11 protein-coding genes are annotated in these 13,029 nt (G+C 59.5%); 6 read left to right on the plus strand and 5 right to left on the minus strand.

The window, feature by feature from the left end; genetic code table 11:
* Nucleotides 1–60: 60 nt before the first annotated feature.
* The gene (gene sppA, locus D6851_RS08950; protein WP_120324556.1) at nt 61–1,953 is read right to left on the minus strand and encodes a signal peptide peptidase SppA; all 1,893 of its coding nucleotides are present in this window, start codon (nt 1,951–1,953) and stop codon (nt 61–63) included.
* 123 nt (nt 1,954–2,076) lie between these two features.
* Between sppA and D6851_RS08955 the strand changes: the two genes are divergently transcribed.
* Both D6851_RS08955 and D6851_RS08960 read left to right on the plus strand, forming a co-directional pair.
* Nucleotides 2,077–3,129 carry an aspartate carbamoyltransferase catalytic subunit gene (locus D6851_RS08955; RefSeq protein WP_120324767.1) on the plus strand — a complete coding sequence of 351 codons (1,053 nt, stop codon included), beginning with the start codon at nt 2,077–2,079 and terminating at the stop codon, nt 3,127–3,129.
* Complete coding sequence (locus D6851_RS08960) at nt 3,126–4,355, plus strand: dihydroorotase (RefSeq protein ID WP_120324557.1); 1,230 nt, start codon at nt 3,126–3,128, stop codon at nt 4,353–4,355. The genes D6851_RS08955 and D6851_RS08960 overlap by 4 nt, the downstream gene beginning before the upstream one ends.
* 39 nt (nt 4,356–4,394) lie before the next feature.
* On the opposite strand, the gene D6851_RS08965 is transcribed toward D6851_RS08960, so the two are convergent.
* Nucleotides 4,395–5,711, minus strand: coding sequence for an SPOR domain-containing protein (locus D6851_RS08965; RefSeq protein WP_183030041.1), 1,317 nt, complete (start codon nt 5,709–5,711; stop codon nt 4,395–4,397).
* A gap of 386 nt (nt 5,712–6,097) precedes the next feature.
* Between D6851_RS08965 and D6851_RS08970 the strand changes: the two genes are divergently transcribed.
* The 4 genes from D6851_RS08970 (at nt 6,098) to bfr (ending at nt 9,553) form a co-directional block, all read left to right on the plus strand.
* Nucleotides 6,098–7,321: an SPOR domain-containing protein gene (locus D6851_RS08970; protein WP_238474013.1), complete on the plus strand. Its 1,224-nt coding sequence runs from the start codon at nt 6,098–6,100 to the stop codon at nt 7,319–7,321.
* Nucleotides 7,322–7,363: 42 nt separating this feature from the next.
* Nucleotides 7,364–8,641: a DUF418 domain-containing protein gene (locus D6851_RS08975; RefSeq protein ID WP_120324560.1), complete on the plus strand. Its 1,278-nt coding sequence runs from the start codon at nt 7,364–7,366 to the stop codon at nt 8,639–8,641.
* A 90-nt stretch (nt 8,642–8,731) separates the two neighbouring features.
* A complete protein-coding gene (locus tag D6851_RS08980; RefSeq protein WP_120324561.1) occupies nt 8,732–8,923 on the plus strand; it encodes a (2Fe-2S)-binding protein in 192 nt (63 codons plus the stop codon).
* 135 nt (nt 8,924–9,058) lie between these two features.
* On the plus strand, nt 9,059–9,553 hold the full coding sequence (gene bfr / locus D6851_RS08985; RefSeq protein WP_120324562.1) for a bacterioferritin: 495 nt from the start codon (nt 9,059–9,061) through the stop codon (nt 9,551–9,553).
* A gap of 83 nt (nt 9,554–9,636) precedes the next feature.
* On the opposite strand, the gene D6851_RS08990 is transcribed toward bfr, so the two are convergent.
* The 3 genes from D6851_RS08990 to der all read right to left on the minus strand — a co-directional run bounded on the left by D6851_RS08990 (nt 9,637) and on the right by der (nt 12,878).
* Complete coding sequence (locus D6851_RS08990) at nt 9,637–10,896, minus strand: GGDEF domain-containing protein (protein ID WP_120324563.1); 1,260 nt, start codon at nt 10,894–10,896, stop codon at nt 9,637–9,639.
* A gap of 139 nt (nt 10,897–11,035) precedes the next feature.
* Nucleotides 11,036–11,437, minus strand: coding sequence for a metallopeptidase family protein (locus tag D6851_RS08995; RefSeq protein ID WP_120324564.1), 402 nt, complete (start codon nt 11,435–11,437; stop codon nt 11,036–11,038).
* Nucleotides 11,438–11,459: 22 nt separating this feature from the next.
* Nucleotides 11,460–12,878: a ribosome biogenesis GTPase Der gene (gene der / locus D6851_RS09000; protein WP_120324768.1), complete on the minus strand. Its 1,419-nt coding sequence runs from the start codon at nt 12,876–12,878 to the stop codon at nt 11,460–11,462.
* Nucleotides 12,879–13,029: the final 151 nt, after the last annotated feature.

The raw sequence follows: 13,029 nt of genomic DNA on the forward strand, positions 1-13,029 counted from the left end.
GGCAAGGGGGAAATACCCCCTTGCTTTTCAGTTTACGCGCTGCGGATTCCTGCCCGGTGTTCAGTCCAGCAGTATTTTCGTCATCAGCAATTGCCACCCTGCCGGCTTGCTTTGAGTGCGGGCGGGCGGGGCGTATTCGGGCGCGGCGCATTCGAGGCAGCGTGCCTGCATACCGCGGACCGAGAGCAGATTGTCGAGATCGGCCATGACCTGTCCGGTCAGACGCTCCTCGCGACCGGCGAAGAGGCCAACCATATCGGTTGAGCCGGTCGAAGCTTTCTCCGATTCCCTGCTCAGAAGCTGCTGGAGAATTTCCGTATAGGGATCGATGGATTCTTTCAGATAAAGCGGATGCCAGTCACCATCCTTGAGCTTGGCCTGTTTGGCCACCCAGGCAAGCGCGGCGTGCATATCGCCGAATTCATCCACCAGGCCGAGCTGGCGGGCCGAGCCGCCATCCCACACACGGCCCTGCGCAATCTCGTCGATCTGGGCCTTGGTCTTACCGCGTGACTGGGCCACCAGAGTGAGGAAACGATCGTAACCATCCTCGATAGTGGACTGGATCATGGTTTCGGTTTCAGGGGTGAAACCGGCGAACAGATCGGGCTGGCCCGATAGCGGGGTGGTGCGCACGCCATCGGTGGTGACACCCCATTCGGCCAGCGCATCTTCGAAAGTGGGAATTACCCCGAAAATGCCGATCGAGCCGGTAATGGTCTCAGGTTCGGCGAAGATGCGGTCGGCCGGAGTGGACACCCAATAGCCGCCGCTCGCCGCGACATTGCCCATCGATACGGCAATCGGAATATTGCGTGCTTTCTGGCGCAGAATGGCCCGGCGAATGGCTTCGGCGCCGGTGACCGTGCCACCGGGCGAATCCACCCGGATCACCAGACCGGCCAGATCCTTGTCCAGCGCTTCGTCGAGCAGACGGGAAATGCGTTCACCGCCTGCCGAACCGGGGCCGGCTTCGCCATCGCTGATTTCACCGGCAATGGTGATAACGCCGATGGGTTTGCCCTTGGTGGAAACGGGATTGGCGGAGAGCCAGGTGTCGAGATCGGTATGAGCGAAGCTGCCGGGCGTCTTGCCCCAGCGATCATCCCCGGCGACCTGTGCGATTCGTTTGCCCCATTCGACCTTGGTTCCGGTGCGGTCGGCGAGGCCGGCGGCCAGGGCCGCCTGCGCGAGATTGCCTTTGCTGGCGGTGAGCCATTGGTCGATATTGCCGGTCGCCATGCCGATATCGGCCTTGGCGCGGGCCTGTTTCACATTGGCCTGCCATTCTTCCCACAAGGCGCCGTAAAGCGCCTGCGCATTTTCGCGCGCGGCGGGTGACATATCGCTGCGCATATAGGGTTCGACCGCGCTCTTATAGGTGCCTACGCGATAGACGCGGGCGTGAATTTTCAGCTTGTCGAGCAATGCGCCGTAATAGAGGCGTTGGCCGCCGGGGCCGGAAATCACTGCGCCGCCCATCGGATCGACCCAGACTTCGCTGGCATGGGCGGCCAGCATCAGCGAGTCATCGGTATAGGCCACGGCATAGGCGAGAACTGGCTTCTTGGTCTGGCGAAACCGGTCAAGCGCGGCGCCGATGCTCTGCATATGGACCTGTCCGCCGCCGGTAAATTTGGACAGGTCGAGCGCAATAGCCTTGATCCGGTCATCGCCTGCTGCCGTGTCGATCGCGCGGACGATATCGCGCGCGGCATATTCATGAACCGGGGCGGCGGAGGACAGAAGCGCGTTGAGCGGATCGATCAGGGCGGGTTCTTCCACAACGCGCCCGTCGAGATCGAGCAGCAAGGCGCCGTCATGCACCGAGGCGGGGCTGGGTCTTGCGCTCAGCGCGGCAAAAAGAAGAGCGAAGAAAAGCAGAAGGAAGAGCAGCGCCAGCGCATCCTTGATCCCGACCAGAAGACGCCAGACCTTGCCTGCAAATGCCATGAGAGAACCGCCTCGCAAAATGATTGTCCCGATAATTCCTGTGCGTTCTAGGCGGGTATGGCGTTATGTTCCACCCGAAACCGCTTGAGCGACCTGCCGGGCTTGATTAAGGGCATGGCTTTGATGAACAACACCCCAGACAATTCGCCCTATAAGCACTATCCGGATAGCCAGTATCCGGCTGGCGGGCTCGCCTTTCCCCATCGCGACCTGCTCGGGATCGGTCAGCTCGAAACGCACCAGATCCATTATCTGCTCGATGAGGCCGAGCAATGGGTCCACCTCAATCGCCAGCCGACCAAGCATAACGATGCGCTGGCCGGACTGACGATCATCAATGCCTTTTTCGAAAATTCCACCCGCACGCTGTTGTCTTTCGAGATCGCAGGCAAGCGGCTGGGCGCCGATGTCGTGAATATGCACGCCGCGCAGTCCAGCGTGAAAAAGGGCGAAACGCTGATCGATACGGCGGTGACGCTCAACGCCATGCGCGCCGATGCGATCGTGATCCGTCATGCGTCCAGCGGAGCGGTGGCGCTGATTGCCGGCAAGGTGGACTGCCCGGTGCTCAATGCCGGGGACGGGCAGCATGAACATCCTACGCAGGCGTTGCTCGATGCGCTGGCGCTGCGCACCCGGTTGCGTGAAAGCGGGCGGGAGGAATTTAACGGGCTCGAAGTGGTGATCTGCGGCGATATTCTGCACAGCCGCGTGGCCCGCTCCAATGCGCTGTGCCTGCAGGCGCTGGGGGCCAAAGTGCGTTTCTGCGCCCCGCCGGCGCTTATGCCGAAGGGAGCCGAGGAGATGGGTGTGACGGTCTGTCACGATTTCGACAAGGCGCTGGACGGCGCCGAAGTGGTGATGATGCTGCGCCTCCAGAACGAACGGATGAAGGGCCAGTTCATTCCTTCGCCGCGTGAATATCGTCATCTTTTCGGGCTGACCGAGAAGCGGCTGGAGAAGGCGAGCGAGAATGCCATCATCATGCATCCGGGGCCGATGAATCGCGGGGTCGAGATTGACAGCAATGTCGCCGATCTCGCCGGACGGTCGATCATCACCAATCAGGTGGAAATGGGCGTTGCCATTCGTATGGCCTGCCTCGATGTGCTGACCCGCAGGGCACGCGGTGTGCCCGGCTGGGATGCGACGGCTCAGAAAGGCCAGTGGGTATGAAACAGCCGCGTCCTCTCGTTATTACCGGCGGTCGCCTCGTCACGCCCCGCGGTATCGAAGCCGGGTCTTTGCGCTGTGAAACCGGGCGGATCGTTTCGGTCGGCGATGTCACTCCGCAGGAAGGCGATGCGCTGGTCGATGCGCAAGGCGCACTGGTGGCGCCCGGTCTGGTCGATTTCGGTGTCTTTGCCATCGACAAGCCAGCGTTCCATTTCGGCGGTATCACCCGTGCCGGGCTGATGCCCGATCAGTCGCCGCCGCTCGACCATCCGGCGCGCGTGCGCTTTGCGGCACAGAGCGGGAAGCCCGATTTCTGGGTCCATCCCTTTGCCGGAGCGACACTGGCGCTGGAAGGCGAAAACCTCGCCGAACTGGCACTGATGCGCGATGCCGGGGCGAAGGCGGTGGCGACCGGGCGGCGCTGGATCGGCGATAGCGGCACTATGCTGCGCCTGCTCCAATATGCCGCGATGCTCGATATGGTGGTGATCGCCCATGCCGAGGATGCCGGCATTGCGGGCGATGCGGTGGCGACGGCCGGGCTGATGGCTACGCGTCTGGGGTTGCCCAGTGCACCCGCCGAAGCCGAAGCACTGGCCGTGGCGCGCGATATTGCGCTGGCCGAAATGGCGGGTGCCCGGCTCCATTTCCGACAGGTGACGACGGCTGCGGCGCTCGATCTGGTGCGTGCGGCCAAGAAGCGCGGTGTAGCGGTGACAGCGGGTGTGACACCGGCGCATTTCATGCTGTCCGATCTCGCCATCCGCGATTTCCGCACATTCGCTCGCCTGTCCCCACCGCTGCGCGAAGATGAGGATCGTCTGGCGGTGATCGATGCGATTGCCGATGGCACGATCGATATCGTCGCATCGGGCCACGATCCGCGCGGACCGGAAGATAAACGCCTGCCTTTCGCCGATGCCGAGCCCGGCATGGCCGGGGCCGAAACGCTGCTGGCCATGGTTCTGACGCTGGTGCGCGACGGCGCCATCGGCATGGAACGCGCTTTCGATCTGATTGCGCGCAATCCGGCACAATTGCTGGGCGTTCAGGCGGGTGCTCTGGTCGAAGGCTGGGAAGCCGATATTGCGCTGATCGATCCTGAAAAACCGTGGATCGTGGATTCGGACAAAATGGAAGCTGCCGCCGGCAATACGCCGTTCGACAAACAGCCTGCACAGGGGCGGGTCACAGCTTTGTGGAAGGGCGGCGTGGAGGTCGATTGACCTCCGGCGCAGCGCGTTCGCTCGCGGGGATGTTCCCCTCTATCGCAAGGCCATTTGTGTGACAGGGCCAAGCGTTCCGGGCAGGGGTTTGCTGCTGGCATAAGCGAGGCATCCCTGCCCGGTGCGTTTAAAGGCGGCGCAGGCAGAGATTGCTTTGGCCTTGTCGAAACCGCCTGCCGCCACGCGCCAGAAAATGCGACCTTTGACACGTGCACGGGTGAGGATAAGCCGGTGCCCGTCCAGCGATGGCAGTTTACTCTGATAGATCGTCCATGCCCGCCGGGCATCTTGTTCGCTGGCAAAGCTGCCAAGCTGAACCAGATGTGTTTCGACCAGCCGGTGAGGCGGTTGCGGTGCTATGGCAGCCGGGGAAGGCAGGCTTGTGGCCGAAGCGAGCTGGGCTTCCATATCTTCGCTGCCGACAGGGCCAGGTGCCGGAGCGACAAAGGAAATGGATGTCCGCTGCCCCGATGGAGCGATGCTGCGGCGCGCATAATGTTGGCTTTCGGTGGGCGCGGCGGTGTTCAGAGCGAGCGGCGGCAATTCTGCCGCAGCAGCCCCGGCGGAGAGGGAAGTGGCCGGAAGCGGCGCGGCTGCCTGCGCCAGCATGGCAGGAGCAACGGTGTTGAGCGCCAGACGGGCAGGCTGGCCTGAATCCTGCCCTGCGGGTGTGATATTGAGCAGGCGGGCAACCGGAATAGCAGCCTTCTTCGCCATGGCCATTTGTGCCCATTGCTCCATACGATCACCCAGTTTTGCAGGCGGTATATCCTGCGCCGCCATGGCTCTGGCTTCGCGCCATTGTCCGGCCAGAGCATAGGCCAGCGCCAGATTCTGCCGGATACGCATAGTGTTATCGCCCGAGCGGATCGCGACGGATAAAATGGCAATGCCGCGTCTCGTGTCGCCTGCAAGGGCAAAGGCGAGCCCGGCATCGGCTGGTGCCATACTCCCGGCCCGGTGATCGAGCAGGTCTGCCGCAGCCTGTTTCTGGTCGCTGCCGATCAGCGCCAGCGCCAGTTGCAGCGCAGTGTGTTCGCTCCGATCGCCGAGCAGGACGGCATCGTTGAATGTTGTCGCTGCCGAGGCGAAGCGCCCGGCATCGAGATAGGCCGAGCCCAGGGCAGCGCGATAGGTTGGGTTGCGCGGATCGCTCTGCACGGCCGATTCGGCCTGGCGAATGGTCTTGTCATGTTTGCTGCCTGTCGGCTGCGTTTCGGCCTTATGGGCCGAAGCACCCGCACTGCGAATCCCGCTATCCGGTTTTTCGGGCGTGGTGCATCCGATCAGGGCCAGTCCGGCACAGGCGGTAAGGGCGAGATGGCAAGAGGTTTTGGCGGGAAAAAGGCGGTTCATGAGAGAGGGACCCGATTGGAACATGGAATGATTTTAGCGCCGATGCCCGGAAAACTGCCGTCTGCGAAGTGGCACAGCCCTGTGCGATCCCAAAATATACATGCCCATTATTCTGGCCTTTTCTGTTGCGAACCCCGGGGCGCAATCGCCCGCCCGGACGGCTGCGTATCGTCAGCCTTTCCGGTGTCACAATTCTGGCAACTCATCCCTAAATTATCCTTAATGGCGAAGCGGCGAGATGGCATGATAGAAACAATGCCCCGCTTCAGAACGATCGGGGGAAAGCTTTTGCTAACGGGTTATTCACTATGCCAATGCGTGGGATCATTCAGTCGGGCCGGTCCGTTTTATCCGGCAAAGCTGTCATGCGGAAGGAAGTGAACGGAATGCGGTGGACTATCTTGGGACGGAGCCTGGTAATGGGCTTGTCACTGCTGGCTGCCGTACCGGCCATGGCTACGGTCAAGGATGGTGTCGATGCATGGAGCCGGGGCGATTATGCGGCTGCCATTCGCGAATGGCAGGGGCCCGCTGCCGAAGGCGATCCCGATGCGCTGTTCAATATGGGGCAGGCCTACCGGCTGGGGCAGGGTGTGCCGCAGGACAAAGCGCGGGCCGAGCAATTGTACAAACAGGCCGCTGCCGCAGGCCATGTTCGTGCCGCCGATACCTATGGTCTGATGCTGTTTCAGGATGGACGGCGCGCAGAAGCGCTGCCTTATGTCGAAGCGGCGGCGCGGCGGGGCGATCCACGGGCCGAATATCTGCTCGGCATCGCCCATTTCAATGGCGATTTTGTCGAGAAAGACTGGGTTCGCGCCTATGCGCTGATGACGCTGGCCCATAGTGAGAGCCTGCCGCAGGCGGCTCCGGCGATTGCCCAGATGGACGAATATATTCCGCTGGAACAGCGGCAGGAAGCCGCCGGGCTGGCCTCGTCCATGCGAGCCGAAGCAGAACGCGAACGCGCTACGGTGCTGGCCGCGGCGGAACTGACAGCGGGTGATGACGAAGCGGGCATGGCCGGTGCCGCACCGCCCGCGACCGCTCCCGCTGCCGTTAGCGCAAAGGCCGATCCTGCGCGGACAGTCGGCACTGTTTCCCCGGATAAGGGCGAGGGTGCCGTACTGGCTCGCGCTGCGCTGGTTGAGGCGCGGCAGGCGACCGGTACGGACAGCCCGGCGCAGGCTGGCGCATCTTTCGTTTCGCGCAGTGCCATGCCGCAGGCCGGAACGGGCCGGAAGGCGCCCGCTGCGTCTTCTGCCGTGGAGACTCCTTCCGCTATCGATAAGCCCCGGTCTGACAGTAAGGCACAGTCTGACAGTAAGGCACAGGCCGATCATAAGGCGCAGACGGAGACCCGACAGGCTGCTGCAGCATCCGGTCCGTGGCGGGTCCAGATCGGTGCATTTTCGGTCGCCGGAAATGCCGACCGCTTATGGACCAGACTGAAGGACCGGCCCGAATTGAAGGGCCATCCGCGTATGGATGTTCCGGCAGGGCGGGTCGTGAAATTGCAGGCGGGCGGTTTTGCCAGCCGGAGTTCTGCCGATGCGGCGTGCCGGGCGTTGAAACGGGGCGGGCAGGATTGTCTTGTGACTTCGCGTTAAAGCTCTCACAACAGGCGCGTGAAATGATGGCGGGGCGCTTGTATGACCAGTCCGGAACAATCGCTCGATATGAGCGAGGATGATACGCTGCCCGAAAGGCCGGTGCGCGGGGCGGAGCGGCTGGTGTCGCTCGATTTTATTCGCGGCGTTGCTGTGCTGGGCATTCTGTTCGCCAATATCACCGCCTTCGCGCATCCGATGCTCGCTTATTCCTGGCCCGATGCGCTGCCGGGCGGCGCGACTCTGGCGGACGATGCAATCTGGCTGTTCCAGTTCGTATTTATCGATGGCAAGTTCCGCGCGCTGTTCTCACTGCTGTTCGGTGCGGGCATGATGCTGTTCATGGAGCGTGTCTGGGCGCGGGGCGGTTCGCGCTGGTTGCAGGCCCGGCGCCTGTTCCTGCTCATGCTGTTCGGCCTTGCGCATTTCTATCTGCTCTTTGTCGGCGATATTCTGTTTCTCTATTCGATAGCCGGTTTGCTGGTTTTGCCAATGCTGTGCTGGAGTGCAGAGCGCCAGTTCTGGTCGGGGCTGGTCTGGTATTTGCTGGGTGCGCTGATCCTGACCGGGCTGCTCGCCATGCCGGCGGTGATCGAAGCTCATCCGGCAGCGGCGCCCGATCAGTGGCAGACGATGATGGCGGGCTGGCAGGACCGGATCGACGAAGCGGCGCGTGAAACATCGGTCATGCAGCAAGGCAGCTACGGGGACATTGTTGCGTTCCGTTTTGCCGAGCAAAGCGGACAGCTTGCCGAGCTGCTCATCGTGGTCCTGTTCGAAACCGCGCCCCTGATGGTGCTGGGTATGGCTTTGTATCGCCGCGGCTTCTTTATGGCCCCGCTAGACTCGTCTCAGCGCCTCTTATGGAGCGTTGTGGCCCTTATAGGCGGGGTGCTTTTGTCGCTGCCACTGGGGCTCTGGGCGATTGAAACGGGATTTCCGCCTTTCCTCACCCAGTTCCTGTTCAACGGCCCCTCGGCCTTCCCGCGACTCGCCGTAAGTCTGGGTATGGCGGGGCTTTTGACGCTGTGGGCGCCCGTTTGTGCGAGGAGCTGGCTGGGCAGCCGCGTCATTGCCGCAGGGCGTATGGCATTCAGCAATTATGTCGGTACATCAGCGCTTATGTTATTGATTTTTCAGGGATGGGCAGGGGGGCTGTATGGCGATTTGCATCGCATGGCGCTGCTGCCGATTGTCCTGCTCGGCTGGATCGCCATGCTCGGCTGGTCGAAATCATGGCTCACCACCTTCCGCTACGGCCCGCTCGAATGGCTCTGGCGTTGCCTCGCTTACGGAAAAGCCTTTAATATCAAACGGTAAGCGCGCAAAAATAATTGATAATTTCTCGCATTAATGCTTGATACTGCAACCCATTCGCATTAGCTTGCTTTTCAGGCAAGGAGATTCGATGTGATTATATGCGTTTGCAATGTGATCCGGGAAAATGAACTGCGCCATGCTGCCCGGCTCAATCCCGGCGATGCTCATGCCGTTTATTCCTGTCTGGGCAAGCAACCGCAATGTGGTCAGTGTCTCGAAGAGGCCGAAGACATTCTCCTTGAAGAACGCGATATGGCTGGTCAGGAGACGCTCGCCGCCTGACGCGGTGTAATTCTGCTAAGCATTCTCAGAAGCGCGGATTTCTGCGCTTTTTAAGCCTTCATTTCTTTCCTTCTACTTGCCAGCATGGGTCAGTTTGTCCCATGTAGCGGCCAGTCATTGGATAAGGACAGATTTATGAAGGGCGACCCGAAAGTCATCGAATTTCTCAATCAGGCGCTCACAAATGAGCTGACCGCGATCAACCAGTACTGGCTGCATTACCGCACTTTGAATCACTGGGGTGTGCACAAACTTGCTGCTTATGAACGCGGCGAATCGATTGATGAAATGAAGCACGCCGATACGCTGGCCGAACGTATCCTGTTCCTTGAAGGTCTTCCGAACTTTCAGGCACTTCACAAGCTGAAGGTCGGCGAAACGGTCGAGGAAATTTTGCGAGCCGATCTGGCAATGGAAATGGAAGCCATTCCCCTGTTGCGCGAAGCGGCGGAGTATTGCCAGCAAATCAAGGATTACACCTCCGGTCAGATCTTTGAAGACATTCTTGCCAGTGAGGAAGAGCATGTCGATTTCCTCGAAACCCAGTTCGACCAGATCGAACTGATGGGGCTTCAGAACTATGTGCAACTCAACAGCAATTATGCTGCTGGTGGCGGTACGGGCGACTGAGTTTCTCTGTCGGATTTGCTCGAAAAAGGCGGGGCTGACATAAAGTTGGCGCCGCCTTTTCATCTTCTAAAACTATCACCGTATTATCCGGTCGGGCGGGAAGTCTGGGCCGGGAAAATCGATAGATTATCCAAGACCGGATTATCCTCCTTCGCCAGAATTGTCCGGTTGCGCCCCGAACATTTTGCTTCATAAAGCGCGGTATCTGCCTGTTTCAGCAGATCGCCCCATTCCCTTCCTATATTTCCGATCGCAACGCCGACACTGATCGTCGCTGAGATATCGACCCCCTCGATATTCTGCGCCTGGTGCTCGAAGTCACTGCGTAAGCGTTCCGCTGCGGCGATACCGTCTTCGGGGTGAGGGCCGCACAGAATGCAGGCAAATTCTTCTCCACCTGTGCGGAATACATTATCGCTTCCCACGGTACGGCAGGCAATTTTAGCGGCCAGCGCAATCACTTTATCGCCAAAATCATGTCCGAAGCGATCATTGATAGTTTTGAAACGATCAATATCGAAAGTGATACAACCGACAAGGCTGCCTTCGGGCAAGTGTGCAGTCAGCGCTTCCGTACATTCTTTCAAAGCCCGGCGATTGCCGACTCCGGTAAGCGGATCAATCAGAGCTAACAGATAATTTTCTGCGGCCAGTTTCTCGCGTGCGAAAGCGATCATGAAGGCAGTGGTCAGAATACCATGCATGACTGCCAGCAGCGCGAAAATGGCGATAGACCACCAGGTTGGCGGATAAGGTCCGAGAGGGGCGGGGAGGAACCACGCCAGTGGAACACGGATAAAATTGATTGCCGCGTAACTTGCGAAAATCCAGAACAGCATAGTCGCAGAGGGAAGGCGTGGCGTGACGAGTTGACGAAACTCCATCGCTGCGAGTGCACTGAACCCACCGATAATCACGGCGTAGATCATCGGCGCTATCGTCAATAACGAGGTGCTGTGCACATATGACAGCATATAAATGAACCAGAGTGCACAAGTTACGATCACGGGAACAGGCCGTGTCGGCCGGCTACACAGGACCCGACTGGCTTGCCAGGCGGCACCATAGCTAAAAATGACCGCTGTATGGCCGATGCGCAGTGCCCAGAGATAACTGAACATGGCAGGGTAACCTAGCATGATTCCGGCAATTACGCCGGAAGCGAAAGGCGCTACATACCAGAACTGATTCCTATGGCGTCCTTCCTTAAGCCAGAACAGAGCGGAAATCAGACAAATGACTGCAGACAGTGCTGTTACGCAGGCAATGATAGTGGTGACATCCGGATCTGCATAACCGGAAAAGGCTGGGCCGGGTGCTGTAGATGATTGTGCTGATGGCAAAAGGATTCCTTTGCTGGTCCTTGTATATACCAGGGCTACTCAGACTCTTCCCGTTCCCATAGCAAAGTCGGTTAACACTATCTTGAAAAGCCGCAATTTCAACGTGTGTTGCGCCGACCTGGTCATTCGAACTCAGTGCTCAGTCCGTCTCATCTTCCAAAGCATGCATATCATCGTCTGAAAAGCCGAAATGATGACCAACTTCATGGACCACCACATGGCGCACCATCTCGCCGAGACTGCATTGCCTCTCCCGGCATTCAAGCAGCAACGGACTGCGAAACAGACGGATCAGAGGAGGGAGATCACCTGATGCCCAGACCGACTGCTTATCGATCGGATGTCCCTGATAAAGCCCTACGAGTTGCCAGGGATTGTCGAGCCCGACCGCATGTAAGGCTTCCTGATCGGCAAATTCTTCCACCCGGACTTCGATATCGATCAGATGCTCTGCAAAAGGGGACGGGATGGCCCGAAAAACACGAAAGGCCAATGTTTCGATTTCTGACCCCGAGGGGCCGGGCAGGGGATGCAGTTCCATACCCGGTATATAAGGTGTGTTGTCAGGAAGCGTAAGGGTTCTTCGGGCTGCGCAGGGCAAGGCGTACAGGCACGGCGCCAAAGCCAAGATCGCGGCGAATGCTGTTCATCAAATAGCGCTCATAGCTTTTGGGCAGGGCATCGAGCCGTGTGCCGAACACGACGAAGCTGGGTGGCCGTGTCTTATTCTGCGTGATGTAGCGCAGCTTGATTCTCTTGCCGCCCGGCGCAGGTGGAGGATTGGCGGATAAGGCATCATCGAACCAGCGATTGAGAGCCGAGGTGGGAATACGCCGGCTCCATGCTTCCCGCACATCGAAAGCGGCGTTGAGAAGGTTGTCCAGCCCCTTACCGGTAACGGCCGAGACAGCAATAAGCGGTACACCGCGTAACTGGGCCAGTCCTTCTTCAAGCGCTGCGCGAATCCCGTTGAACAATGAGCTGGGCTCCTGCGCCACATCCCATTTGTTGATGGCTATAATCAGCGCCCGGCCTTCTTCGAGCACGAGATTGGCAATTTTGAGGTCCTGTGTTTCGAGGCCGCGCGTCGCATCGAGCAGCAACACAACCACTTCAGCGTAATCAATGGAACGCTGTGCATCGAGCACTGAAAGCCGTTCAAGCTTGTCGATCACCCTGGCTTTTTTACGCATCCCCGCCGTATCGACCAGTCGTACGGGACGAAGCTGGCCGGATTTGGGATCGGTCCATTCCCAGTCGACAGCGATGGAATCGCGGGTAATGCCTGCTTCCGGGCCGGTTAGCAGACGATCCTCTTCCAGCAGGCGGTTGATAAGAGTGGACTTACCGGCATTGGGCCGACCGACCACGGCGAGATGCAAGGGTGCCGCCGAGAGATCGTTCTCGATGACTTCGCCATCCTCATCCAGTTCCACCGGAACATTCACTTCCGGGGTTAAATGAGTATCGCCGCTCTCATCCTTTTCAATAAGCGGCTGCAAGGCTTCGAACAGATCGGCAACCCCTTCGCCATGTTCGGCGGAGAGGGCAACAGGTTCGCCAAAGCCGAGTGAGTAGCTCTCAAGCAGCCCCGGCTCTCCGGCGCGTCCTTCGGCTTTGTTGGCGACCAGCACCACCGGCACGTTTTGACCTCGCAGCCAGCGGGCGATTTCCTCGTCCAGCGGCGTAACACCTGCTCTTGCATCGATTACGAACAAGGCAATATCTGCGCCTTTCAGGGAAACTTCTGTTTGCGCGCGCATCCGGCCGGGCAGTGAGCCTGGGTCTTCATCTTCCCAGCCGGCAGTATCGACAGCGGTGAATTCCATACCGAGCAGGACGGCTTCACCGAAACGGCGATCACGCGTGACGCCCGGCTGATCGTCAACCAGCGCGATGCGTTTGCCGACAAGCCGGTTGAACAGGGTCGATTTACCGACATTCGGGCGGCCGATAATGATGACCTGGGGAGTTTGATGCATTTTCATGGCGATTCGGGAGGTGGCGACTTGCCGGGCACTTGGCAAGCCAAAGCGGTAATATGAAGGGCAGGAATGTGCTTCCCGCTCCCTATGATGCAGTCTGGTGACGCTATGTTTGGATCGGCAAAAAACGGGAATTATAGTTAAAATC

This window comes from Altericroceibacterium spongiae (assembly GCF_003610805.1).
Classification (GTDB): domain Bacteria; phylum Pseudomonadota; class Alphaproteobacteria; order Sphingomonadales; family Sphingomonadaceae; genus Altericroceibacterium; species Altericroceibacterium spongiae.